This window comes from Chromobacterium sp. Ag138, assembly GCF_055181315.1.
The window spans coordinates 4,711,552-4,736,566 of sequence record NZ_JBUPWA010000001.1 but is presented as its reverse complement, the minus strand read 5'-3'; the positions used below and the strand labels follow the sequence as shown (position 1 = coordinate 4,736,566).

General features: G+C 66.8%; 17 protein-coding genes. 10 read left to right on the top strand and 7 right to left on the bottom strand.

Features of this window, described 5'->3' with window-relative positions; all coding sequences use genetic code 11:
- Positions 1-9: 9 nt before the first annotated feature.
- Complete coding sequence (locus ACY3GB_RS21955; protein ID WP_463090605.1) at positions 10-939, bottom strand: LysR family transcriptional regulator; 930 nt, start codon at positions 937-939, stop codon at positions 10-12.
- A gap of 123 nt (positions 940-1,062) precedes the next feature.
- Between ACY3GB_RS21955 and ACY3GB_RS21950 the strand changes: the two genes are divergently transcribed.
- The 6 genes from ACY3GB_RS21950 to mobA all read left to right on the top strand — a co-directional run bounded on the left by ACY3GB_RS21950 (position 1,063) and on the right by mobA (position 9,581).
- Positions 1,063-2,076, top strand: a complete 1,014-nt coding sequence (locus ACY3GB_RS21950) for a zinc-binding alcohol dehydrogenase family protein (RefSeq protein ID WP_463090604.1) — start codon at positions 1,063-1,065, stop codon at positions 2,074-2,076.
- Between the two features lie 97 nt (positions 2,077-2,173).
- A complete protein-coding gene (locus ACY3GB_RS21945; protein ID WP_463090603.1) occupies positions 2,174-2,947 on the top strand; it encodes a glycine betaine ABC transporter substrate-binding protein in 774 nt (257 codons plus the stop codon).
- A 214-nt stretch (positions 2,948-3,161) separates the two neighbouring features.
- The gene (locus tag ACY3GB_RS21940; protein ID WP_463090602.1) at positions 3,162-4,661 is read left to right on the top strand and encodes an efflux transporter outer membrane subunit; all 1,500 of its coding nucleotides are present in this window, start codon (positions 3,162-3,164) and stop codon (positions 4,659-4,661) included.
- A 77-nt stretch (positions 4,662-4,738) separates the two neighbouring features.
- Positions 4,739-5,845 carry an efflux RND transporter periplasmic adaptor subunit gene (locus ACY3GB_RS21935; RefSeq protein WP_463090601.1) on the top strand — a complete coding sequence of 369 codons (1,107 nt, stop codon included), beginning with the start codon at positions 4,739-4,741 and terminating at the stop codon, positions 5,843-5,845.
- 9 nt (positions 5,846-5,854) lie between these two features.
- Positions 5,855-8,911 (top strand): efflux RND transporter permease subunit, encoded by a 3,057-nt coding sequence (locus ACY3GB_RS21930; protein WP_463090600.1) that lies wholly within the window; start codon positions 5,855-5,857, stop codon positions 8,909-8,911.
- A 73-nt stretch (positions 8,912-8,984) separates the two neighbouring features.
- Positions 8,985-9,581: a molybdenum cofactor guanylyltransferase MobA gene (gene mobA, locus ACY3GB_RS21925; RefSeq protein ID WP_463090599.1), complete on the top strand. Its 597-nt coding sequence runs from the start codon at positions 8,985-8,987 to the stop codon at positions 9,579-9,581.
- Between the two features lie 6 nt (positions 9,582-9,587).
- Here mobA and fdhD read toward each other — a convergent pair whose 3' ends face one another.
- Complete coding sequence (fdhD, locus tag ACY3GB_RS21920; RefSeq protein WP_463090598.1) at positions 9,588-10,400, bottom strand: formate dehydrogenase accessory sulfurtransferase FdhD; 813 nt, start codon at positions 10,398-10,400, stop codon at positions 9,588-9,590.
- A gap of 114 nt (positions 10,401-10,514) precedes the next feature.
- On the opposite strand from fdhD, the gene ACY3GB_RS21915 reads away from it, so the two are divergent.
- Positions 10,515-10,796, top strand: coding sequence for a hypothetical protein (locus tag ACY3GB_RS21915; protein ID WP_463090597.1), 282 nt, complete (start codon positions 10,515-10,517; stop codon positions 10,794-10,796).
- A 133-nt stretch (positions 10,797-10,929) separates the two neighbouring features.
- Complete coding sequence (locus tag ACY3GB_RS21910) at positions 10,930-13,233, top strand: FdhF/YdeP family oxidoreductase (RefSeq protein WP_463090596.1); 2,304 nt, start codon at positions 10,930-10,932, stop codon at positions 13,231-13,233.
- Positions 13,234-13,261: 28 nt separating this feature from the next.
- On the opposite strand, the gene ACY3GB_RS21905 is transcribed toward ACY3GB_RS21910, so the two are convergent.
- The 5 genes from ACY3GB_RS21905 to ACY3GB_RS21885 form a co-directional block, all read right to left on the bottom strand.
- Positions 13,262-18,469: a PAS domain S-box protein gene (locus tag ACY3GB_RS21905; RefSeq protein ID WP_463090595.1), complete on the bottom strand. Its 5,208-nt coding sequence runs from the start codon at positions 18,467-18,469 to the stop codon at positions 13,262-13,264.
- A gap of 127 nt (positions 18,470-18,596) precedes the next feature.
- A complete protein-coding gene (locus ACY3GB_RS21900; protein ID WP_463090594.1) occupies positions 18,597-21,047 on the bottom strand; it encodes a GGDEF/EAL-containing response regulator in 2,451 nt (816 codons plus the stop codon).
- Between the two features lie 412 nt (positions 21,048-21,459).
- Positions 21,460-21,852, bottom strand: a complete 393-nt coding sequence (locus ACY3GB_RS21895; RefSeq protein ID WP_463090593.1) for a hypothetical protein — start codon at positions 21,850-21,852, stop codon at positions 21,460-21,462.
- A gap of 146 nt (positions 21,853-21,998) precedes the next feature.
- Positions 21,999-23,510 (bottom strand): tyrosinase family protein, encoded by a 1,512-nt coding sequence (locus tag ACY3GB_RS21890; protein WP_463090592.1) that lies wholly within the window; start codon positions 23,508-23,510, stop codon positions 21,999-22,001.
- Between the two features lie 271 nt (positions 23,511-23,781).
- Positions 23,782-23,943, bottom strand: a complete 162-nt coding sequence (locus ACY3GB_RS21885) for a hypothetical protein (RefSeq protein WP_463090591.1) — start codon at positions 23,941-23,943, stop codon at positions 23,782-23,784.
- A gap of 153 nt (positions 23,944-24,096) precedes the next feature.
- Here ACY3GB_RS21885 and ACY3GB_RS21880 point away from each other — a divergent pair, with 153 nt between their 5' ends.
- Positions 24,097-24,549 (top strand): MarR family winged helix-turn-helix transcriptional regulator, encoded by a 453-nt coding sequence (locus ACY3GB_RS21880; RefSeq protein WP_463090590.1) that lies wholly within the window; start codon positions 24,097-24,099, stop codon positions 24,547-24,549.
- A 28-nt stretch (positions 24,550-24,577) separates the two neighbouring features.
- Positions 24,578-24,928: a hypothetical protein gene (locus ACY3GB_RS21875; protein WP_463090589.1), complete on the top strand. Its 351-nt coding sequence runs from the start codon at positions 24,578-24,580 to the stop codon at positions 24,926-24,928.
- The last annotated feature ends 87 nt before the right edge of the window (positions 24,929-25,015 follow it).

Genomic DNA, 25,015 nt, shown 5'->3' with positions numbered 1-25,015 from the left:
AAACTTGTTTCAATCGGCGCGGTCCGCGCCGGGTTCCGCCAGATACCGTTCTAGGCAATGTTGCAGATGCGCGCGCAGCGCCGCCACCGCCGGCGACAGCATCAAGCGGTGCGGGGTCACCAGGCACAGCGGCGTCGCCTCGGTCTCGTAGCCCGGCAGCAGGCGCGCCAGCCGTCCGGCGCGCAGATCGGCCAGCACATCGAGCCGGGACTTGTAGGCGATGCCGCAGCCATCCACCGCCCAGCGCCGCACGATCTCGCCATCGTCGCTGAGCCAGCGCCCCCCCACCGCCACCGTCTGCCGCTCGCCATCCCGCTCGAAGCTCCAGCGCTCGTGCACCGCCGTTCCCAACACCATCCTCAGGCACTGATGGCCGCGCAAGGCCTGCGGCGTCTCCGGCGCGCCGTGGCGGGCCAAGTAGTCCGGCGACGCGCACAACACGCGGCGGTTGTCCGGCATCAGCGGCAGCGCCACCAGGCTGGAGTCCTCGGGCACGCCGTAGCGCAGCGCCACGTCCACCGGCTGGCGGTAGAGGTTGGCCACCCGGTCGCTGATCCGCAGTTGCAAGCTCAACCCGGGATGTTGCCGCAGAAAGTCGTCCAGCCAGGGCCTGAGCAGGTTGCGCCCCAGATCGGACGGCATCGACAGCGACAGGCTGCCGGACAGCTCGCGCCGGTCCTGTTCCAGCGCCAGCCGGCCCGCCTGCAACGCGTCCAGCGCGCCGCGGGCGTGCTCCAGATAGCGCTCCCCGGCCAAGGTCAACCTCAGGCTGCGGGTGGAGCGCGCCAGCAGCTGCGCGCCCAGCGCCTGCTCCAGCCGCTTCACGGCGGCACTGGCCACCGCCGGACTCAGGTCCAGCTGTCGCGCGGCCGCCGACAGGCTGCCATTGTCGGCGGCGCGGATGAACACCTGCAAATCGTCTACTCGAACCATTTTCATCAAAATTTTATTGAAACTGATTCGTATATTAGCTGGATTTTCTTCAAATCAAACCGCAATACCATGCTAGGCATCACGAAGGCGGACCTTTGCCCCGCCCGGATAGCAAACAAGGAAACCAAAATGAAAGCCGTCGCCTACTACCAGAACCTGCCCATCTCCCACCCCGAAGCGCTGCAGGATGTGCAACTGCCCGAACCGGCCATCGGCGAGCATGACCTGCTGGTCGAAGTGAAAGCCATCTCCGTCAACCCGGTGGATGTCAAAGTGCGCGCCAATATGGCGCCGGAAGCCGGCCAAGCCCGCGTGCTGGGCTGGGACGCCACCGGCGTGGTGCGCGCCGTCGGCGCCAAGGCCGGCCTGTTCCAGCCGGGCGACCGCGTCTGGTACGCCGGCGCGCTGCAGCGTCCCGGCGCCAACAGCGAACTGCACGCGGTGGACGAGCGCATCGTCGGCAAGATGCCGGCCAGCCTGGATTTCGAAACCGCCGCCGCGCTGCCGCTGACCGCCATCACCGCCTGGGAATTGCTGTTCGACCGCCTGCAGGTGCTGGCCAACCCGCAGCCATCCGGCAAGAAGCTGCTGGTGGTCGGCGCGGCCGGCGGCGTCGGCTCCATCCTGGTTCAGCTGGCGCGCCAGCTGACCGGCCTAACCGTGATCGGCACCGCGTCGCGGCCGGAAACCCAAGCCTGGGTCAAGGAACTGGGCGCCCATCACGTGATCGACCACAGCCAGCCGCTGAGCCGGGAACTGAAACGCATCGGCATCGAGAGCGTCGACTACGTGGCCAGCCTGAATCAGACCGACGCCCACTTCAGCGAAATCGTCGAGTCGCTGGCGCCGCAAGGCAAGCTCGCGCTGATCGACGATCCGGCCCCGCTGGACATCACCCAGCTGAAGCGCAAGAGCCTCTCGCTGCACTGGGAATTCATGTACACCCGCTCGATGTTCGCCACCGACGACCAGATCGAACAGCACAAGCTGCTGACCGAGCTGGCGCGGCTGGTCGACGCCGGCATCGTCAAGAGCACGGTGGCCGAACGCTTCGGCGCCATCAACGCCGCCAACCTCAAGCGCGCCCACGCGCTGCTGGAAAGCAATCGCGCCCGCGGCAAGATCGTGCTCGGCGGCTTCTGATCCCGCCTCCGCCCGGGTCGGCGCCGGGGCCTCGCCAGCCCGTCGCCGGCCCGCCCTCCGCCCCAGCCGCCGCGCGCGGCTTTGCCTTGGACAAACGATGAAACCGCTTCGCCTCACCCTGATTACGATAGACCTGTCCTTCCACGCCGCCAGCGCCGCGGCGGTTGCCGCCGTTCTGGAACGGCACGGCGTGGCGGTCGAGGAGCGGCGCGCGCCGCACGAGCGCGCATTCGAGCTGCTGGCTGCCGGCCGGGGCGACATGTTGTGCAGCGCCTGGCTGCCCGGCAGCCACGGCGGCTACCTCGCCCCGATGGAGAACGAGGTGGAAAAGCTGGCCGCGCTCTACGAACCCTACGCGCTGTGGGGCGTGCCGGACTACGTGCCGACAGACGGCATCGCCGCGATCGCCGACCTGAAAAAGCCGGACGTCTCGGCGCGGATGGTCAAGAAGATACAGGGCATCAATCCCGGGGCCGGCATCAGCCGCTTCTCGCGCGAAATCGTCTCCCGCTACCGGCTGGGCGAGGATGGCTACCATTTCGAGAACGGCAGCCTGGAGGACTGCGTCTCCGCGTTCGAGCAAGCCGTCGCGCGGCGCGACTGGACGGTAGTGCCGCTGTGGCAACCGCAGTTCCTGCACTGGCGCCACCGCATCCGCGAACTGGCGGATCCGGAAAACCTGTTGCGCGGCCCAGACCAGGCGACGCTGCTCATCCGCAAGGATGCGCTGGCCCGCTTGCCGCCGGCCGCCGCTGGCGACTTGCGCGCCCTGCGGCTGGGCAACCGGACCGTCGCCTGGCTGGACCATCTGATCAGCCGCGAGGGAATGGCGCCGGACGCCGCGGCGCGGCAGTGGCTGTCGTCCATCTGAGCATCCGCCCGAATCGGAGCGACAACCACGTTCAACAAGACGACATTCACAAAACCACACCATCAACCCAGTAGACATATGAACAAAATCCAGCGAGCATACGGGATTCATTTCCTTGTTCCGTCCAAGAGAGCCGTCGCAAGGAAAGAAATCGGGGAAGGCCGCAGATCCGGATGATGGCCGCGCGGCGTTCCTGCACATTCAGGAGCACGCTGTGTATTCCAGATCCAATCCTCCATCCGCCCGTCCGCGGCCGTCCTGGCGCCGCCTCGCGCTGCTCGCCCTGGTTCTGTCCCAGGCCGGCTGCGCGGTCGGCCCAGACTTCAAATCCCCCATCCTTCCGGACGCCGCCAAACGCGGCTATTCGGAGTCGCCGCTGCCCGCGGCCACCGCCAGCGCCGAACAAGCCGGCCCCGCCGGCGCCGCCCAGCGGCTGGCCAACGGCGGCGAACTGCCCGCGCAATGGTGGACCTTGTTCCGCTCCCCGGAACTGGACCAGCTGATCCGCGCCGCGCTGGAGCACAACCCCACGCTGGAAGCGGCTCAGGCGGCCCTGGTCCAGGCGCGCGAGAACTACAACGCCGCCTCGGGCAGCCTGCTGTTCCCCAATGTCAACGCCCAACTGGGCGGCGGCCGGCAGCGCGCGATCCTGACCGGGACCAACCCCAGCGAATTCAACGTCTACAGCGCCACCGTCAACGTGTCGTACACGCTTGACCTGTTCGGCGGCTCCCGCCGCCAGCTGGAAGGCCTGATGGCGGCCGCCGACTACCAGCGCTTCCAGACCGAAGCCGCCTACCAGACGCTGATCGCCAACGTGGTGACCACCGCCGTGCAGGAAGCCTCGCTGCGCGGCCAGCTGCAGTCCACGCGCGAGCTGCTGAAGGCGCAGGAAGCCCAGCTGGCCATCGTCGACAAGCAAGTGGCGCTCGGCGCCCAGGCGCGCGCCGCGGCGCTGAGCCAGGGCACGCTGGTGGCGCAGACCCGCTCCCACCTGCCCCCGCTGGAAAAAGCGCTGGCGCAATCCCGCAACCTGCTGGCGACGCTGGTGGGCCGCTTCCCCGGCGAAGGCGGCCTGCCCGAATTCCGGCTGGAATCGCTGCGACTGCCGGACGAGCTGCCGGTGTCGCTGCCGTCCGATCTCGCCCGCCAGCGCCCAGACATCCGCGCCAGCGAGGCGCTGCTGCGCCAGGCCAGCGCCAACGTCGGCGTCGCCACGGCGAACCAGTATCCGCAAATCACGCTGAACGGCAGCTACGGCACCCAGCACACGGTGCTGCCGAACATGGATGTCGGCAACACCTTGTGGAACGTCACCGGCGGGCTGCTGCAGCCGCTGTTCAACGGCGGCGCGCTCAGCGCCAAGCGCCGCGCGGCCGAGGCGGCCTACCGTCAGGCGGAGGCGCAGTACCGGGCGACCGTGCTGAAGGGCTTCCAGAATGTCGCCGACAGCCTGCGCGCGGTGGAGGCCGACGCCATGGCGCTGAAGGCCCAGGCCGACGCCGAATCCCAGGCGCGCGAGTCGCTGGAAGTGCATTCCCGGCAGTACAAGCTGGGCGGCATCAGCTACCTGGCCCTGCTGGACGCCGAGCGCAGCTACCAGCAGGCCAAAATCGGCCTGATCCAGGCCCAGGCCGCCCGCTATAGCGACACCGCGGCGCTGTTCGCGGCGCTGGGCGGCGGCTGGTGGCAACAGCCGGCGGCAGCCGACTGACCGACCGCACACACAGATCGCCCGCCGCGAGCGGCGGGCCAGCTAATTCGAATCGCCATTAAAAGAGAAGACGAATCATGACCAAGCGAATGTTGATCATGCTGGGCTGCGTGCTGGCGCTGGTGGTGGCGCTGGGCGTGGGCTTTTTCCTCCACATCCAGAAGCTGATCGCCAGCTCGCCCAAGCCGGGGCCGCAGACGGTATCCACCGCGGTGGCCAAGATGCAGGAATGGCAGCCTCAGCTGGGCTCGGTGGGCACGCTGTCCGCCGTGCACGGCGTGGATGTCAGCAGCGAAGTGGCCGGCCAGGTGCGCAGCCTGCACTTCAAATCCGGCCAGGATGTGAAGGCCGGCGAAGTACTGGTGCAGCTGAACGCCGATTCCGACGTCGCCCAGCTGCGCGCGCTGCAGGCCGCGGCCGAGCTGGCGGCCACCACGCTGAAGCGCGACCGCGCGCAACTGGCCGTGCAAGGCGTCAGCCAGGCCCAGGTGGACGCCGACGAGGCCGACCTGAAGAGCAAGAAGGCGCAGGTGGCGCAGCAGGAGGCGCTGGTGGCCAAGAAGACGATACGCGCGCCGTTCGCCGGCCGCGTCGGCATCTCACCGGTCAACCCCGGCCAGTACCTGAACCCGGGCGACAAGATCGTCACGCTGCAAACCATCGATCCGGTCTACATCGATTTCTACCTGCCGCAGCGCCAGATCGCCCAGATCCGCCCGGGCCTGCCGGTCAAGGTGAAGAGCGACGCCTTCGGCGCCCAGCAGTTCCACGGCAAGATCAATGCGATCAGCCCCAAGATCGACCCCGCCACCCGCAACGTCCAGATCCAGGCCACCATCGCCAATCCGAAACGCCAGCTGCTGCCCGGCATGTTCGGCAACGCCACCGTGGACGTGGGCAGCAAGCAGAACCGCCTGACCCTGCCGCAGACCGCGGTCACCTACAACCCGTACGGCTCGACCGTGTTCATCGTCCAGAAGGGCAAGAACGGTCCCGAGGCGCAGCAGGTCTTCGTCACCACCGGCGACACGCGCGGCGATCAGGTGGCGATCACCAGCGGCCTGAAAGAAGGCCAGGAAGTGGTGACCAGCGGCCAGCTGAAGCTGAAGACCGGCACGCCGATCACGGTCAACAACTCGGTGCGCCCGTCGGATAATCCGAACCCGACGCCGCAAGAACACTAAGGCCGCGCCATGAACTTTACCGACATCTTCATCAAGCGGCCGGTGCTGGCCACGACCATCAGCCTGCTGATCGTCGTGCTCGGCCTGCGCTCGCTGTTCGGCCTGCCGATCAACCAGTACCCGCAGACGCAGAACGCGGTGGTGACAATCTCCACCACCTACTACGGCGCCGACGCCAAGACCGTGGCCGGCTTCATCACCCAGCCGCTGGAGTCGGCGATCGCCCAGGCCCAGGGCATCGACTACCTGTCGTCCTCCAGCAGCAACGGCGTATCCACCATCACCGCTACGCTGCGGCTCAACTACGACGCCAACCGCGCGCTGACCCAGATCAACACCCAGGTCAACTCGGTGAAGAACCAGCTGCCGGCCCAGTCGCAGCAGCCGGTGCTGACGGTGCAGACCGGCCAGACCACCGACGCGATGTACATGGGCTTCTACAGCGACACGCTGCCGACCAACAACGTCACCGATTACCTGGTGCGCGTGGTCAAGCCCAAGCTGGACTCGGTGCCGGGCGTGCAGACCGCCGAAATCCTGGGCGCCCGCCAGTTCGCGCTGCGCGCCTGGCTGGATTCGGCCAAGATGGCCGCTTACGGCGTCACCGCGGCCGACGTCAGCGCCGCGCTGGCCAGCAACAACGCGCTGAGCGCCCCGGGCTCCAGCAAGGGCCAGATGGTCACCATCCCGCTGACCGCCGACACCGACCTGCACACGGTCGCCGAATTCAAGCAGCTGGCGATCAAGCGCAACGGCGACGCCATCGTGCGCCTGGAAGATGTGGCCACGGTGACGCTGGGCTCGGAGAACTACGACTTCAACGTCGCCTTCAGCGGCGTGCGCTCGGTGTTCATCGGCATCAAGGTGGCGCCGGAAGCCAACATCCTCGACGTGGCGGCGCGGGTGCGCAAGGCCTTCCCCGCCGTCCAGCAGCAATTGCCCACCGGCCTGACCGGCCAGATCGTCTACGACTCCACCGACTTCATCAACACCTCCATCCATGAGGTGGTGAAGACGCTGCTGGAAGCGCTGGTGATCGTGACCGTGGTGATTTTCCTGTTCCTGGGCAGCTTCCGCGCCGTGGTGGTGCCGGTGATCGCGATGCCGCTGTCGCTGATCGGCACCTTCTTCATCATGCTGATGCTGGGCTACTCGATCAACCTGCTGACGCTGCTGGCGCTGGTGCTGGCCATCGGCCTGGTGGTGGACGACGCCATCATCGTGGTGGAGAACGTGGACCGCCACATGCGCGAGGGCAAGACGCCGTTCGAAGCCTCCATCATCGCCGCCCGCGAGCTGGGCGGCCCCATCCTGGCGATGACCGTGGTGCTGGTGGCGGTGTACGTGCCGATCGGCTTCCAGGGCGGCCTGACCGGCGCGCTGTTCACCGAGTTCGCCTTCACGCTGGCGGCATCGGTGACGGTGTCCGGCGTGGTGGCGCTGACGCTGTCGCCGATGATGTGCTCGCGGTTCTTCAACGCCGACATGGACAACAGCCCCTTCGTCCACGCCATCGACCGCACCTTCGAGCGCGTGCGCCACGGCTATCGCCGCATCCTGCACAGCCTGCTGGGAACCTGGCCGGTGCTGATCGTGATGGGCGCCATCCTGATCGCGCTGCTGGCGGTGATGTTCAAGATGTCCAAATCGGAACTGGCGCCGGAAGAGGACCAGGGCATCGTCCTGTCCCAGGTGGTGGGCGCGCCGACGGCCACCTCCGAGCAGATGCAGACCTACGCCACCCAGGTGTTCCAGGTGGCCAAGGGCATGCCGGAATACGAGCAGATGTTCCAGATCACCGGCGTGCCCACCGTCAACGCCGGCATAGGCGGCGTGCTGTTCAAGTCGTGGGATCAGCGCACGCGCAGCGCGCACGAGATCCAGATGGACCTGCAGTCGCGCTGGAACAAGATCGCCGGCGCGCGCGTGGCGGCATTCCAGTTCCCGCCGCTGCCGGGCGCGTCCGGCCTGCCGGTGCAGTTCGTGATCAACACCACCGAGCCGTTCGAGAACCTGAACCAGGTGGCGCAGCAGGTGATGGACAAGGCGCGCGCGTCCGGCAAGTTCTACTTCCTGGACGCCGACCTGAAGATCGACAAGCCGCAGGCCACGGTGGTGATGGATCGCGACAAGATCACCGCGCTGGGCCTGAGCCAGCAGGACGTCGGCAACGCGCTGAGCGCGGCGCTGGGCGGCGGCTACGTCAACTACTTCTCGATCGAGGGCCGCTCCTACAAGGTGATCCCGCAGGTGCAGCAGGTCGACCGGCTCAACCCGTCGCAGCTGCTCGACTACTACATCAAGACGCCGAACAACGGCGTGATTCCGGTCGGCACCGTGGCCACGCTGAAGTACGACGTGGTGCCGCAGTCCATCACCCGCTTCCAGCAGCTCAATTCGGTGACCATCTCCGGCGTGCCGGGCGTGTCGCAGGGCGAAGTGCTGCAGTACCTGCGCGACACGGTGCAGCAAGTGGCCCCGACCGGTTATTCGGTCGACTACTCCGGCCAGTCGCGCCAGTTCATGCAGGAATCCGGCGGCTTCCTGGTGACCATGCTGTTCGCGGTGATCATCGTGTTCCTGGCGCTGTCGGCGCTGTTCGAAAGCTTCCGCGATCCGGTGGTGATCCTGGTGTCGGTGCCGCTGGCGCTGTTCGGCGCGATGATCTTCATCTTCCTGGGCTTCTCCTCGCTCAACATTTACACCGAGGTGGGCCTGGTGACGCTGATGGGCCTGATCAGCAAGCACGGCATCCTGATCGTCGAAGTGGCCAACGAGCTGCGCAAGACCGGCCTGTCCAAGCGCGAGGCGATCGAGGAAGCGGCGTCCATCCGGCTGCGCCCCATCCTGATGACCACCGCGGCGATGGTGTTCGGCGTCATCCCGCTGGTGATCGCCTCCGGCGCCGGCGCGGCCGGCCGCTACGCGATGGGCCTGGTGATCTTCACCGGCCTGTCCATCGGCACGCTGTTCACGCTGTTCGTGGTGCCGGCGATGTATATGTTCATCGCCTCGCGCCGCGAAGAGCAGGCCCAGCCGGCGCTGGATGAAGCGGCCCAGCACTGACCCTCGCTCCTGCGCTATGATCCGACAGGCGGCCCCGGCCGCCTGTTTTCATTCCACGCACAGGAAAGCCGCCATGCCAGCCAGCCGTCCCGCCGAATTCGTCACCGCCCTCTTGCTTGCCGGCGGCGAGGGCCGGCGCATGGGCGGCGTAGACAAGGGGTGGGTGGCGCTCGACGGGGTGCCGTTGGCCGAGCGGGCGGCGGCGCGGCTGCGGCCGCAGGCCGACGCGCTGCTGATCAGCGCCAACCGCAACCTGGAACGCTACGCCGCGCTGGGGCGGGTGGTGGAGGACGCGCCGGAATTCGCCGGCGGCGGACCGCTGGCGGGGCTGGAAGCCGGGCTGGCCGCCTGTCTTGGGCCCTGGCTGGTGACCGCCCCCTGCGACCTGCCCTTCCTGCCGGACGACCTGGCGGCGCGCCTGCTGGCGCCCTTGCGGCGCGGCGAGGCCCCGCTCAGCGTGGCCCGTTGCGACGGCCATCCGCACCCGGTCTGCATGGCGGTTTGCGCGGACCTGCTGCCCTCGCTGCGCGACTATCTGCGCGGCAGCGGCCGCAAGGTAAGAGAGTGGCAGGCGCGCGCCGGCGCGGCGATGGTGGACTTCGACGACGCGCCGCAAGCCTTCCACAATCTCAATACCCCAGACGACCTGGCGGCCGCCTCGCGAGGCTGAGCCGCGTCAGGCGGTGTACTCGACGAAACCGTTCTGCCGACAGAAGCTGGCCAATGCGACGCCGGCGCGGCGCGCGATGTCCACCGCCAGCGAGGTGGGCGCGGAAATGGTGGCCAGCAGCGGAATCCCGGCCCTGGCGCACTTGCGCGCCAGCTCGTAGCTGGCGCGGCTGGACATGAACGCGAAACCATCGCCGGGGTCCATGCCCTCCAGCGCCAGCCAGCCTATCAGCTTGTCCAGCGCATTGTGCCGCCCCACATCCTCGAACACCGCCTTCACCTCGCCGTCGCGGCCGCACCATGCCGCCGCGTGCGCGCAGCCCGTCGCCTGCATCAGCCGCTGATGAGCCGGCAATTCGGCCGCCGCGCGCGCGATCGCCGCCGCGTCCGCGATCGCGGGATGGGCCGGCTTCGCCATCGGACCGGGCTCCAGATCCAGCAAGGCCAGGCTCTCGATGCCGCACACGCCGCAGCCGCTGCGGCCTTCCAGCGAACGGCGCCGGCCCTTCAGCGCCAGGAAGGCCGGCTGGGCGATCTCCAGCCTGACCTCGGCGCCGCCGGCGACGAAATCGGCCTCGACGTCGAAAATCTCCGCGCGTCGCCCGACAATGCCCTCGCTCAGCGCGAAGCCCACCGCCAGCCGTTCCAGATCCAGCGGCGTGGCCATCATCACCGCATGCGAAATGCCGTTGAACACCAGCGCCACCGGCGTTTCCTCCGCCACCAGGTCTTGGTCCGGCCGGCGCTCGCCATCGCGGTGGCGCACCACCGCCAGCAATGCCATCCCCGCTTCCATCCCGCCATTGTCTTGCTTGCGCATCCGTCGCCTCGTTTCGCGCCCTCCGAAAAGAAGGCCGCCGTCAAAATCCATCATTCCATCGATTCGCCGCGCCGCCATCGGTTACACTGGCGCGCCCGACTCCGCTCAAGCGCCATGACCGACCTGCCCCCCATAGCCCAGCTGGACCCCAATATCGCCGCACTGCTCGCTCAGCTGTGGCGGGCCGCGACAATCGGCGGCCAGCCCTGGTCCCTGGCGCGGCTCGCCAAGCAGGCCGGCCTGAGCATGAGCACGCTGCTGCGCTGCCTGAACCTGCTGGCTGAACTGGAGCTGGCCCGCATGGAGCGCCGGGACGACGGCCGCGGCCGCGCCTGGCTCAGCGAGGAAGGCCTGGCCTGCTGCCGGCAATGGTTCGGCGCCCCGGGCCAGGATTGACATTATCCCGCCTGCGCCGCCCCGCGCGCCAGCCGCAAGGAATTTACCGCAAGCGGCCGCCATCCTTTATCCTTGCATCTCTTGATCCAAAGCAAAACCGGAACCACACCTTTCCAGCAGGAGCCGCCCCGACATGAGCCATTCCAAGACCAGCGAACGCATCCAGCCGTACGCGCAACCGGCCGGCGGGCTGGACTCCCTCAAGAGCACCACGGTCACGCTGATCAAGGAAAAAGTGCCGGGCAGCCGTTACAAGACGCTGTTCCACCAGAACCAGCCGGACGGCTTCGACTGCCCGGGCTGCGCCTGGCCGGACCGGGAGCATACCTCCACCTTCGAGTTCTGCGAAAACGGCGTCAAGGCGGTGGCCGCCGAGGCGACCTCCAAGCGCATCGGCGCCGATTTCTTCGCGCGGCACACCGTCGCCGAGCTCTTGGAGCAGAGCGACTACGAGCTGGAGCAGCACGGCCGTCTGACCGAACCGCTGGCCTTTGACGCCGCCAGCGACCGCTACCTGCCGATAAGCTGGGATGACGCCTACGCGCAGATCGCCCGCCATCTGAAGGCCTTGCCCGATCCCAACCAGGCCTCGTTCTACGTCTCCGGCCGCACCAGCAACGAAACCGCCTTCCTGTTCCAGCTGTTCGTGCGCATGTACGGCACCAACAATTTCCCGGACTGCTCCAACCTCTGCCACGAGTCGTCCAGCCGCGCGCTGCCGCAGACAGTGGGCGTGGGCAAGGCCACGGTGGTGCTGGAGGACTTCGAGCACGCCGACACCATCATGGTGTTCGGCCAGAATCCGGCCACCAACCATCCGCGCATGCTGAACGAGCTGCGCGCCGCGGCCAAGCGCGGCGCGACGATTGTTTCGATCAATCCCTTGAAGGAAAAAGGCCTGGACCGCTTCGCCAGCCCGCAGCATCCGCTGGATCTGGTCAACGGCGGCGCCCGCATCAGCTCGCTGTTCATCCGCCCGACGCTGGGCGGCGATTTCGCGCTGATCAAGGGCGTGGCCAAGCGGGTGCTGGAACTGGACGACGCGGCCGTCGCCGCCGGCGGGAAACGGGTGCTGGACATCGCCTTCCTGGCCGAGCACTGCGCCGGCTTCGACGCCTTCGCCGCCGACCTGCGCGCCGAAAGCTGGCCGGACCTGGCCGCCGCCTCCGGCGTGCCCTACCAGGATATCGACACGCTGGCCCAGACATACGCGAAGGGCAAGGCGGTGATCGCCACCTGGGGCATGGGCCTGACCCAGCACCGCGATTCCGTCGCGGCGATCCAGATGCTGTCCAACCTGATGATGATGCGCGGCAACATCGGCCGCCTCGGCGCCGGCCTGTGCCCGGTGCGCGGCCATTCCAACGTGCAGGGCGACCGCACCATGGGCATCGAGGACAAGCCGGCCCCGGCCTTCCTCGACCGCCTGCGCGACGTCTACGGCTTCGAGCCGCCGCGCGGGCACGGCCTGGACGCGGTGGACACCATCAAGGCGATGCTGGACGGCCGGGTCAAGGTGTTCTTCGGCCTGGGCGGGAATTTCGCCATGGCGACGCCGGACACGCCGCGCACCTTCGAGGCGCTGCGCAACTGCGATCTGACGGTGCAGATCTCCACCAAGCTGAACCGCAGCCACCTGGTCCATGGCCGCGACGCGCTGATCCTGCCGACGCTGGGCCGCACCGAGATCGACCGGCAGAAAACCGGCCCGCAGGGCGTGACGGTGGAAGACTCGATGTGCATGGTGCACCTGTCCTACGGCATCAACCCGCCGGCCTCGACGCAGCTGCGTTCGGAAACCGACATCGTCGCCAGCATCGCCCACGCGACGCTGGGCGGCGGCAAGGTGGACTGGCTGAGCCATGTCGACGACTACGCGCGGATCCGCGACGAGATCGCCAAGGTGTTCGACGCCTTCCACGACTTCAACGCCCGCGTCGCCAGGCCCGGCGGCTTCCACCTGACGCCAGCCTCGCGCGAGCGGCGCTGGCTGACCCAGAGCGGCAAGGCGCAATTCATCGTCAACGCGCTGGAGAAGGACACGCCGATCGCCCGCGCCCGCGCGCTGCACGGCGACCAGCTGCTGGTGCTGATGACCGCCCGCTCCCACGACCAGTACAACACCACCATCTACGCGCTGGACGACCGCTACCGCGGCGTCTACGGCCAGCGCCGGGTGCTGCTGATCAACCGGGAGGATATGGCCAGGCTGGGCTTCGCCGACGGCGAGCGGGTGGACATCTTCACCGTCTGGCACGACGGCATCGAACGCCGCGCCGACGGCTTCCGGCTGGTGGAATACGACATCCCGCGCGGCTGCCTGGGCGCCTACTTCCCGGAAACCAATCCGCTGATCCCGCTGGACAGCGTGGCCGACGTGTCCAACACGCCGACCTCCAAGTCGGTGCCGGTGCTGCTGAGGCGCGCGGCGGCCTGAGCGCGGGCCCGCCGCCTGCGCGGTCCGGTCAGCCGGCCTCCGCCAGCAGCTCCCTGACGATGACGATCGCCTGCTCGAACTGCAGGCGCTGCACGCAGGCCGCCACTTCGCGCACCGAATCCTCCTGGCCGCTCAGGGGCCTGTCCAGCAAGCCGTCCACCAGGTCTATCGCGGCCAGGTTGCTGTCCTCCAGCAGGGCCAGAATATCCCGCAGCTGCTCCCGCCAGTCGGCCGCCGGCAGCGGCTTCGACGCTTTTCTCGCCTCCTCCGCCGGCAGGCTGTCGAACAGCTGCGCCACGCTGTCATCCAGCAGCCCGCGCAAGCGCTCCAGATCCTCGCCGCCTATCGCCTCCCCCGCGCGCGCGCGCTTCTCCAGCTCGGCGGCCTGCCGGCTCAACGCCTGCGCGCCGAGCGTGACCGCCAAGCCTTTCAGAGTGTGCAGCCCCGAGGCCAGCTCCGGCTGCGCGCCCAGGCGCCCGTTCTCGGCGATGCCGGTCAGCAGCGCGTCGCACTCCGGACGGAAGGTGGACAACGCGGCCCGGTAGACCCGCAGCTTGTTGCCGAAACGGCGCAGGCGCGAGGGCAGCGACTCGATCAACTCGCCCGCTTCCGCCGCATCCCGCGCCGAGGCGTCCTTCGCCGGCGCCGGCCCGCCGCCGGCACCCGCCGCCCTGCCGCTCAGCTCCAGCAGCTTGAGCACCAGTTCGTCGATGTCTATCGGCTTGCCGACGTGGTCGTTCATCCCGGCCTCCAGGCAGGCAGCGCGATCGGACTGGGAGGCGTTGGCGGTCATCGCCAGGATGGGCAGGCTCCGGCAGCGCGGATCGGCGCGGATCCGCCGCGTGGCCTCCAGCCCGTCGATGTCCGGCATCTGCACATCCATGATCACGATATCGAACAGCGGGTCCGCCCCCACCGCCTGGGACACTCCCGACAGCCCCCCCTCCGCCAGGCTGATCCGCGCGCCCTCCTCCTGCAGCAGCTCCGACGCCACCTGCCGGTTGAGCGCGTTGTCCTCCACCAGCAGAATGCGCATGCCGCTCAGCCGCCGGGCCGAAACCGGCTGCGTAATCTGCCTCTCCGCTCCGGTTACCGAACGAACCACCGCGTCCACCAGCTGCTGAGGCGTGATCGGCTTGGTCAGAAAATCGCTGAACGGCGGGTTCGGGCCATCCGCCGCCTCGGCCAGCACCTCGCGCCCGAAAGCCGTCACCATGATGATCACCGGCGGCTTGTCGCGCGACAGCTGCTGCCGCATCATTTCGGCGACGCCGACGCCGTCCAGGCCCGGCATCCGCCAATCCATCAGCACCACGTCGTAGAGCCGGCCGGCCGTATCGGCCCGATGCACTTTCTCCAGCGCCTCCTCGCCGCCGTCGGCGTACTCGGCCTTCCAGCCGACAGTGGAGATGGTGTCCATCAGGATTTCGCCGGCCAGCGGATTGTCGTCCACCACCAGGACGGCCAGCGGCCCCAGCGGCTCGGCTGGAATCTGGGCCAGCGGTTCGTCCGCGGCAATGCCCAGCGTCAACTCGAACCAGAAGCGGCTGCCGCAGCCAAACTGGCTCTCCACCTGCAATTGGCCGCCCATCAGCTCCACCAGCCGCCTGCTGATCACCAGGCCCAGCCCGGTGCCGCCGAAGCGCCGGGTGGTGGACGCCTCGGCCTGGGTGAAGCCTTCGAAGATGCGCGCCAGCTGCTCCGGCGCGATGCCGATGCCGGTATCGCTGACCTCGATGTACAGGCTGACCTCGCCCCCGCCGCGCGACAACTCGCGCACCGTGATCACCACTTGGCCCTGGTTGGTGAATTTCAGCGCGTTGCCGGCCAGGTTGATCAGGATCTGCTGCAGGCGCAGCCGGTCCCCCACCAGCACGGAAGGCAGCGTCGGCTCCATGCGGAACAGCACCTCGACGTCCTTGTCGCTGGTATTGCCCGACAGCACCACCGCCAGTTCGCGCATCAATCCCTCCAGCTCGAACGGGTGCAGGTCCAGCTGCAGCTTGCCGGCATCCATCTTGGAAAAATCCAGGATGTCGTTGAGCAGGCCCAGCAGCGACTTGGCCGCCGCCTGGATCTTGTCCACGTAGTCGAGCTGGCGCTCGTCCAGCCGGGTGTGCTGCATCAATTGCAGCAAGCCCAGCACCGCGTTCATCGGCGTACGGATCTCATGGCTCATATTGGCGAGGAACTGGCTCTTGGCCACGCTGGCCTGCTCGGCCATGCTCTTGGCCTCCAGCAGCTTTTGCTCGTACGCGCGGCTTTCGCTGATGTCGCGGTTGATGCCGGTGACCCTCACCCCGTCGCCGTGGCGCTCCAGCCGGGCGCCCACTTGCACATGGCGGATCTCGCCGCCCGGATGCACCACCCGGAACACCCGCTCCATCGTCTGGCCGCTCGCCAGCAGCTCGCGCAGCGCGGCTTCCACGTCGTCCACGTCCTCCGGATGCACCCGCTCGCGCCAATGCCGGTATTCCAGCCCCTGCTGGGCCAGTTCCGGCGGCTGGCTGTAGATTTCGAACATCCGCGCGTTCCAACTGAGCAGGCTCTCCGAGGGAGACCAGCTCCAGATGCCTAGTTGCGCCACCTCTGCGGCCAGCTGCATCTGATCGCGGGCGGCCACCAGTTCCCGCTGCTGCCGCTGCCGGGCGGTAATGTCAGTGGCGATGGCCAGGTAGCCGACCACCAGCTCGTCGCTGTCGCGCATCGCGGTCACCATCAGCGACACCTGCAGGTGGGTGCCGTCCTTGCGGACATAGGTCCATTCCCGCGTTTCCGCGCCCGAGGCCTCAGGCTCCTGCACCAGGGCGCGCAGTCCCTCCACCCGACGCTCGTATCGCGCGCCCAACTCCTCGCCGTGCTCGCTCAGCTCTTCCGCCAGATGGAAACGAGTCAGCATCGCCTGTCCCACCATCTCGTCTTCCGAATAGCCGAGCATGCGCTGCGCGCCGCTGTTGAACAGCGAAACCACGCCGCGCACGTCGGCGGCGATGATGGCCACTTCCGACGCCGCGCGCAGCACATTGGTCAGCAGCCGGTGCACTCGGGCGAGCTCGGCGTCGGCCAGCCGCCGATCGGTGATGTCGATGCGCAGCGCGATGTAGCGCTCGATGCGGCCGCTGTCGCCGACATGGGGCACGATCACCGTGTCGAACCACCGCAGCCTGCCGTCCCGGGTCCGGTTGCAGATCTCGCCGCGCCATACCCGGCCCAGGCCTATGGTATGCCACAGCGATTGCCAGAACAGCACGGGATGCACGCTGGCGTTCAGCTTGCGGTGGTCCTGCCCCAGCAGCTCGTCGCGGCTGTAGCCGTGGGCCATGCAGAACAGATCGTTGGCCTCGAGGATGCGCCCGTCGGTGTCGGTCGCCGAATACAGCAGTTGCCGGTTGATGGTGCTCAGCAGCAGGTCGCGCTCGCGCAGCGCCGAGGTTATGCGGCTGCGGCTCTCCACCTGTTCGGAAATATCCTGCACGATGGTGTAGAAGCCCTTGACCTCCCCGTCGGCGAAATCCGGCAGATAATGGATCAGCGAATGACGCACAATGCCGTCCGGCCCGGAAATCGGCCGCTCGAAAACCTGAGGCTCTCCCCGCAACGCGGCCTCGGCGTGGGGAAGATTGGCCTGGTACAGCTCGTCGCCCAGCAAGAATTTCATCGAGCGCCCGGGCAAGTCGCCGTGGTCGATGCCGAACCAGGTCCGGTACGCCTGGTTGGCCACGCGGTTGATCTGGTTGCGGTCCCAGTAGCCGATGATGAACGGCACCGCGTCCAGCACCGTCTGCAAGGTGCGCCAGGCCTTGTCCAGCTCCGCCGTGCGGTCGGCTACCTGCCGCTCCAGATTGTCGCTCAGGGCCTGCAGCTCGGTCTTGATCCGCTTCTGCTCGCTGAGGTCCCTCAGCACTTTGGACGCGCCGACGACCTGTCCGGCCTCGTTCCGCACCGGCGACACCGATACCGACACATTCAGCAACACCCCGTCCTTGCGTTGGCGCACCGTCTCGAAATGCTCGATCCGCTCGCCGTTCGCAATCCGCCTCAGGATGTCCGTTTCCTCCACTTTCCGCTCCTCCGGCACGATCAGCTCGGCCAGCGGCCGGCCTATCGCCTCCTCGGCCCGATAGCCGAACAGGCGCTCGGCGCTGTGGTTCCAGCTGGTGACTACGCCCAGCAGCGTCTTGCTGATGATGGCGTCCACCGAGCCCTCGACAATGGCCGCCAGCCGATTCTGCGCCGCCAGCAGCTGCTGGCGGCGCTGCCGGTTGCGCCCCACCACCAAGGCCAGCAGGCTGGCCAGAACGCTCGCGCCCAAACCATCCAGCGCGGTCTGGGTGGCGCTGGGCAGCCGCAGGCTGTCGACAAAGGCAGGGCCAGCCCTCAGCGTCAGCTGCCAGTCGCGGCCGAACAGCCGCTGCCTCTCCGAAGCCGTCGCGATGATCCGGGACCCGCTGGCGCCGCCGTGGAAAAAAACCGCCGCCGCGCCGCCGGTCATATCCGCCAGCTCCACCGCCACGCCCGGCAGATCATCCATCACCCCCGCCATCGCATCGGGCGCGCTGATGGGCGAGAACACCCAGCCAAAACCGGTCCGCAGCCGTTCTTCCTCGGTCGCGGGCGTCACCCCGCCGCGGTACACCGGCAGCAACAGCAGGAAGGCTTGCGCCTTGCCCCCCGGGTGCGGCATCAAGGCGATGGGTCCGCTCAAGCGGGCCTGCCCGCTGCGCATCGAAGACTCGGCCGCAGCCCGCCTGCCGGGTTCGGAGGCGATGTCCAGGCCAATGGCGGGACGACTGTTTTGATCCGGCTCGAAATAGACGACGACGGCGCGCTCGCCGTCATGCGGCCACAGTTGATGGACGGCGAAATCCGGCACGCCATCCTCGCGCTCGCGCCGCTCGAAATCGGCCACCTGCGGCTGCGGCACCCGCCGGACATAGCCGAAGCCCATCAGGCCGGGGTATTCGATGGAAGCGTCCTGGCTCCTCACATAGGTGCGGAAACGCGCGCGGCTGATGCCATGCTCGCCATTGCTGGAGACGGCCCCGCGCGCGCCGCTCAAGCCATATTGATAGCGCTGGATGCGGGCCGCCGCTTCCGCGCCCAGTTGCCGGGCCTCGCGCCGCAGCTCGGACTCCACCCGCTCGCGGTTGTCGAACGCCACCTTCCATCCCAGCAGCAAGCTCAGCGCGGCGCCCAGCAACAACACCAGCAATGCGGCGGCGGGGGTCGACAGCAATGGTTTTTTCATCCAGACAGACGAGTCGCAATGTCCGTTCAAGGCATGCTCCCAAGTTCGTCGTCAAATCATGATGGTTCCGGCCAGGCGCCGTCCGCGCCCTGAAAAGCAGGGAGGATACCGGCCGTCAGGCGAAGCACTTGTCGATTTCGGCGACCGGCTCCGGCCTGCCGTAAAGAAAGCCCTGCATGATGTGGCAGCCCAGCTTGAGAAGCTCGCGGGCCTGCTCCTGCCGCTCCACGCCCTCCGCCACCAGGCGCAGCCCCATGCCCTGCGCCATGCTGACGATGGCGGCGACGATGGCCGCGCTGTCGCGGTCGACCAGCATGTCGCGGATGAAGCTCTGGTCTATCTTCAGCACATCCAGCGGAAATAGTTTCAGATAAGACAAGCTGGAATAGCCGGTGCCGAAATCGTCGATGGCGATGGAGACGCCCAGGCTTTTCAGCTCGGCCAGCACGCTCATCGTCCGCTCGACATCCTGCGCCAGCACGCCTTCGGTGATTTCCAGCTCCAGCAGCTCGGCCGGCATGCCGGTTTCCTTCAGCGTCCGCCTCACCGTATCGCAGAAGTCCGACTCGGTGACTTGCACCGCCGACACGTTGACCGCTATCCGCAAACGCCGCCCCGCGTCCAGCCAGCGCTTGCCGTCCTGGCAGGCCTGCCGCAGCACGAACAGCCCCAGCGGCACGATCAGGCCCGTCTCCTCCGCCAGCGGAATGAAGTGTGCCGGGGACACGATCTCGTTCTTGTCGTTGCGCCAGCGCAGCAGCGCCTCCAGGCCGACCACGCTACCGTCGCGCGCGTCCACCTTGGGCTGGTAGTAGACCAGGAAGCCGCCCTGCTCGGCGCCCATCCGGATATGCCGCTCCAGCGCCTGCCGCGTCAGCAGCGCCTCTTCGATCTCGGCGGAGAAGAAGCGGTAGCGGTTGCGCCCTTCCTGCTTCGCGCGGTACATCGCGGCGTCGGCGTGGCGGTACAGCTCCTCCTGGTCCTTGCTGTCGTCCGGGTACAGGCCGACGCCTATGCTGCCGGAAAGATCATAACGGCTGCCGTCCAGCACATAAGGCTCTGCGATGGCTTTCAGCATCTTGTCCGCCATCGCGCCCGCCTGCTCGATGCTCCCCAGGCCCGGCATCAGGACAATGAACTCGTCGCCTCCCTGGCGGCTGACGGTGTCGCAGGGACGCAGCGCGGCCTGCAGCCGGAGGGCGACCTGCTGCAACAACAGGTCGCCGACCGTATGCCCCATCGAATCATTGATCACCTTGAAATGATCAAGGTCCAGAATGTACAGGCCCAATCTGTCCCCGACATGGGCCGCCTGCTGCAAGGCCTGCTGCGTGCGGTCCTGCAGCAGCATCCGGTTGGGCAGATTGGTCAGCGCGTCATGATGGGCCAGGTGGGTCATCTTCACCGCCATCGCCCGGGCCTCGCTGATATCGTGAAACACGATGATGGCGCCGGTCAGCTTGCCGGTGTGATCCAGAATGGGGGAGGCGGAATCCTCCAGCTCCAGCAGCTGGCCGTCGCGGCGCATCAGCGCGCAGTTCATCGCCATGCCGACCGAGCGCTGCTCGGACAGCACCAGCCGGATCGGGTTGAACATCGCATGCCCCTGGGAGCTCTCCCTGAGCGGCATGATCTTCTCCACCGGCTCGCCCAGCGCCTCCTTGGCCTGCCAGCCCGTCATGTCCTCGGCGATGGGGTTGAGGAAAGTGATGTTGCCGTTGGCGTCGGTGGCGATGACCGCGTCGCCGATGGAGTTCAGCGTGATGCGGATGCGCTCTTTCTCATCGCGCAGCGCCAGCTCCGCCCGCTTGCGCTCGGTGACGTCGGTGATCAGCATCAGGAAGCCGGGCAGCCCTTCCTCGTCCGGACGGAACACCAGCGACACCTGGCCGAACAGCAGGCCGCCCTCGCGCCTAACGAAGCTCAGATCGAACGATGGGCAGTTGCCGCGCATCACGTCCTTCAAGTGATCCTCGATGGCGGCGTAATTGGCTTCGCCCAGCACCTTGCGCACGTGCATGCCGCGCATGGTGGCGGCGGCGACGCTGAACCAGTGACCCGCGATATCATTGCAGAACTGGCAGCACAGATTGTTGTTCCAGTGCGCGACGAAAGCCGGCAGGTGCTGCAGCACGTCGACCAGGTCCTTCTTGACCCGCGCCAGTTGCCGGGTCCGCATCTGAAGCGCCAGGTGGGTCTGGATGCGCGCGCGCGCCACCGGCACATTCAACGGTTTGTGCAGAAAATCGACGCCGCCCAGGCTCAACGCCTGCAGCTCATGCTCGCGCTGATCGTGGGAGGTGACGAAAATCACCGGGATATCCCGCAGCCGGGATGACTCCTTGATCGCCCGGCACACCTCATAGCCGTCCATGCCCGGCATCTCGATGTCGAGCAGGATCACGTCCGGCGCGTTTTTTTGGGCGATCTCCAAAGCCGCCTTGCCGCTGGTGGCAAAGCGCACCTCTCCCAGGCCCTGTACCGCCTCCCTGATCACATGAATATTGCTTGCCACATCGTCGACGATCAGGATGCTCGCCTGCTCGCGTCGCAAGTCGTTGAACATCTCGTTTCCTGGTGACGGCGCAGCTGCATGCGGACGTTGGCGCCCGCATCCGGCATGCCGGCTTGCTGGTCAAATTTCCCGCTTCATGAAACTCATTGTAGTTATGCTATGGGGCTAAGGTTAGGAGAAAGTCCAATCCGCGCCTCGTATTTGCGCCGGTAAGCACGCGCAAAGCCTTGGTTCGCGCCGAGTCGCCATCCTGATACGTAGTATTACGGAAGAATGCGCTCAGAACCGGCTCAACGCCCTTCTGCGGCCGCAGCCGAGCTGCTGGCGCAGACCATGGCATGGCCAAAGCCTGAGTCCTCCGCCATGCATCTGGCCTCGGGTCCGGGCCGCGCCGTTCCAACAAGACTTGGAATCGGCTCGCTCAGGCGAAGTCGAGACCGGCGCGCAGCGCGGGCCGGCCAGCTCACTCGCGCCATATTTCCATACTGTCGATGGCGGCCCGCCCGGCGTTCGCCGCCGGCCCCACCGCTTGCAGCAACAGATGAACGACGCATGGCTCCCGGCGGGTTGCCAGGAGCTTGGGCGACAGCTCGAAACTGACATCCTGCCGGACGCCGGGCCCACTGCCGTAAAAATTGAACTCGCCGACCGGCTCGCCAGGCGCGCCGCGCCGGACCAGCGACACCCGATAGCCGGGATGCGGCCCCCCGTCCGCCCGCAGCCCCCTGAGATACAACGTGACGCGCCTCCCCGCCCCATGGCAGGCTCGGGCATCCAGCGGGATCGCGACATGGACGGCATCGGCCCCGATCTTCACCCCGCGACCGCCTCCATCGTACTTCCCCAGCAAGCGCATGCCGGCCGCGTCCGCCGGCGATGGGGCAGACAAAACCAATGCCAGCGCGGCGCAAGCGAAACGCGTTCCAGGCCTCATATCCCGCCCCCTCCCCGACGCTCGGCGACGGCGCGGCCCGCTCAGAATCCAGGCCGCGCCGCGCCATGTCACGACGCTACCAGCGCGATCTTGTCTATCGTCGGCATCGCCTCGTCATTGCCGGCGGGAATCGTGGGCACCAGCGTGACCTGGGGTTCGCCCCCGCCGTTCTGCTGCAGCCAGGCGCGCGTCTCCGCCCTCAGCAGAAAACTGAACACATTTTTGTCAGAACTGTTTCCCGACTCCTCCCCATCATGCTGGTGGGTGCCGGCCGCGCTGAAGAAGTTGATCTGCCCCACGAAACCCGGCCCACGCATATCCGTCGGGGGGGCGTCGCCGGCATGGACATAGACGCTGTAAACGCCGTTGACGGTGCCATGGGCCGACAAGCCTTCGAAACGCAGGAACAGATTGGACTGTTTGCCGAGCGCGCCCAGCCGGCTCGACAGCATCTCCACCCGCGGCGCGGACGTGGACGTAGACTTCGCGTCTCCCAGGCTGACGGTGACCGGCGCGTTCCCCAGCCTCACCAGACCCGTAGCTTCGGCCGCGAAGCTCTCCAGGCGCATGGCCGGCGCGACCTTGAGCGGCGCTTTCTTGGACGGGAACGGCAGGCTACCCGGCGGCCGCGAGACATAGCTGGAATAGGCGTCCTTGGGAAGCGACAGGTAATTCTTGACCGTCGCGACCACCGCTGCGCCGGTCGGAGACGCGAAAACGAACTGCTGATTGAGGAAGGGGGCATCGGAAGGGTTCTTGCCGCCGGCAAGGTTCCAACTGGCCCAGATGCGGTCGATATTGCAATGGTGGATCCAGAAAATGGGATCGTTCGCCGCCCACGGCACCTGGGCCATGCCCTGGCTGTTGCCGACATCGACATGCAGCGCGCCATGCGGATTCATGTCCGTGTTCGCGCAGAAACCCGCGTCGCCGGCGGAGCCGGAATACAGATTGGACTTCATGCAGTCCAGAGTCAGCGCGCTGCGTCCATCGGTGACATTCTTGCCCGCGTTGGAGCCGGGCCAGCGGGTCTCGCGGTACAACGAGCCCCAGACCGCATCGCCGGGACGGCGGAACTCGATCGGCAGCGCCTGCTGATTAGGATCGGTGTAGTCCCAGTACGGCAGCGTGAAATCCTGTCTGCCGGACACCTGGCGGATGATGTCCTCGAAATAGGTGATGAACATCCGGTGCCAAGGCAGGAAGAAATCCTCGCGCTGCCCGGAGCTGTGGGCCTGACAGGTATTCCACATCTTTTCCGCCAGCGTCCGGTTCGCCGACGGCGACGGATACACCCGGTTCAACTCCTGCTGCTTGGTCCGGTCCCCCCGCACGAAATGGGTGTACCACTGGAATATCCAGTTCAGCGGATTGCCCTCCGGATACAGCGCGGGATCCATCATTTTCTTGACCGCGCCCGCGTAGATCTCCAGCATCGCCTTGCCCTGCGAACTGGCGGCGTTGTAGCGGGTGCCCCGGCTCAGGCGCAGCAATCGGGCCAGCGAGGGTTCGGACAAAGCGAGGCTGCCGAAGACGATGGCCCCGCCCTTCAGCAATTGGCGACGATTCAAATCGGACATGTTTCCTCCCAGATGCGGATCATGGTCATGAATCCGTTCTCGCGCGTTCGGCGTGATGCCGCTTGGCCGCGGCGGGAAAGTGGATGAGATTGCAAGGGACGCCAGGCGAAATATGAGCCGCGATGGATAAACCGGCCATTTTGTTTTCGATTGGCATTATCTTGATTAGATGCCTGTCGCTCGGCCCGCAATCCGGAGCAACACTTAAAACATGAGCAAGCCTTGCCGGCAAACCCAAGAGAAAACAGACCGCGCAACCTCCATTTTCAAGTTATTCCGTCCTGCAATATGCGGAAAACCGCCAGCGCAGATCCAGGCCATTTTCTGTTTTCCGCCGTTTCGCGCGGCCGATGGCTGAAGCGAGCCGGGCGGATGGATTTCGCGCCGCCTGATTGGCGGCGACGCCGTGATTCACATGATTCGTGGTTTTCATCGCAATTTGAACGCGCGGACAGCGCCGATTCATTTTCCGATGGAGGGATGGCGGATTTGAGTTTTCGCGGCTGGCGATAATCCGGCGGCAAGGCTTGGCACCAGCAGGCGCTTTAAGGTATAAGCGATAATCTGGTTTATTATTTATAGCGTTATGAAACTGCGACTCACCGAACGCTTCGGCTTTCTCGTCAGCGATACCGGCCGCCTGTACGGCCGCCTTTTCGATCTGCGCGCGCGCCAGCGGCTGGGACTGTCGCTGGCGCAATGCCGGCTGCTGGGCGCGCTGGCGGCGCATGAGGGCGACGGCGGCTTGTCGCAGGCGGAGCTGGCGGAGCGGCTGGATCTGACGCCGATGGGCGTGGCGACCTTGTGCGACCGGATGCAGGCCGCCGGCTGGCTGAAGCGGGTGCCCTGCCTCAACGACCGCCGCGTCAACCGCATCGAGCTGCTGCCGCCGGCCTACGACGCGCTCAGATCGGCGATGGCCTTGGGAGACGAATTGCAGCGCCAGGCCCAGCAGGGCCTGGACGCCGATGAAGCCCAACAGCTGCTGGTCTTGCTGCGAAAGGTGCACGGCAATCTGAGCGGGCTGCTGTCCAAATAAACGCCGCCATCAGCGGCCGCGCCGCGGCATGACCGCCGTTTCCATCGCGCCGGCCTTGGACGCCGCCATCGCCCGCATGCAGAAAGCCAGCCGGCTTTCTTTCGGCGGAAAAGCGAAAAGCCCCGACGAGTCGGGGCTTTTCAGTTTGGCGGGCCATCAGGGACAAATTTGGGCACTGGCACACATCTGTTTCATTGCGTCTAATTTTGACGAACCGCAAGTGATTTTGGGGCAGCAACGTCTCGACTGGCCCACTAAAAACTCGCGTGCGACATGTTTCTGCCGCAGCGTTGACTATGTAAATGGCTGCCTGTCAACGCTGTCTCGGACGCCTCTGATGACAGCGAAACACATCTGGCGGCTACCAGATTGGTTTTAAGCAAACTCTATTCGTCTTGCGGTTCGGCTTCATCGTCTTCCGGGAAAAATTCGGAGTAGCCACCCGAGGCAGAACCCCCAGCGAAGG

Coding starts and splice junctions, on each gene's coding strand:
- ACY3GB_RS21935 (WP_463090601.1), top strand. CDS start 4,739: ATGACCAAGCGAATGTTGATCATGCTGGGCTGCGTGCTGGCGCTGGTG.
- ACY3GB_RS21885 (WP_463090591.1), bottom strand. CDS start 23,943: ATGAAAACCACGAATCATGTGAATCACGGCGTCGCCGCCAATCAGGCG.
- ACY3GB_RS21955 (WP_463090605.1), bottom strand. CDS start 939: ATGAAAATGGTTCGAGTAGACGATTTGCAGGTGTTCATCCGCGCCGCC.
- mobA (WP_463090599.1), top strand. CDS start 8,985: ATGCCAGCCAGCCGTCCCGCCGAATTCGTCACCGCCCTCTTGCTTGCC.
- ACY3GB_RS21890 (WP_463090592.1), bottom strand. CDS start 23,510: ATGTCCGATTTGAATCGTCGCCAATTGCTGAAGGGCGGGGCCATCGTC.
- ACY3GB_RS21880 (WP_463090590.1), top strand. CDS start 24,097: ATGAAACTGCGACTCACCGAACGCTTCGGCTTTCTCGTCAGCGATACC.
- ACY3GB_RS21900 (WP_463090594.1), bottom strand. CDS start 21,047: ATGTTCAACGACTTGCGACGCGAGCAGGCGAGCATCCTGATCGTCGAC.
- ACY3GB_RS21945 (WP_463090603.1), top strand. CDS start 2,174: ATGAAACCGCTTCGCCTCACCCTGATTACGATAGACCTGTCCTTCCAC.
- fdhD (WP_463090598.1), bottom strand. CDS start 10,400: ATGCGCAAGCAAGACAATGGCGGGATGGAAGCGGGGATGGCATTGCTG.
- ACY3GB_RS21875 (WP_463090589.1), top strand. CDS start 24,578: ATGACCGCCGTTTCCATCGCGCCGGCCTTGGACGCCGCCATCGCCCGC.
- ACY3GB_RS21910 (WP_463090596.1), top strand. CDS start 10,930: ATGAGCCATTCCAAGACCAGCGAACGCATCCAGCCGTACGCGCAACCG.
- ACY3GB_RS21895 (WP_463090593.1), bottom strand. CDS start 21,852: ATGCGCTTGCTGGGGAAGTACGATGGAGGCGGTCGCGGGGTGAAGATC.
- ACY3GB_RS21950 (WP_463090604.1), top strand. CDS start 1,063: ATGAAAGCCGTCGCCTACTACCAGAACCTGCCCATCTCCCACCCCGAA.
- ACY3GB_RS21915 (WP_463090597.1), top strand. CDS start 10,515: ATGACCGACCTGCCCCCCATAGCCCAGCTGGACCCCAATATCGCCGCA.
- ACY3GB_RS21930 (WP_463090600.1), top strand. CDS start 5,855: ATGAACTTTACCGACATCTTCATCAAGCGGCCGGTGCTGGCCACGACC.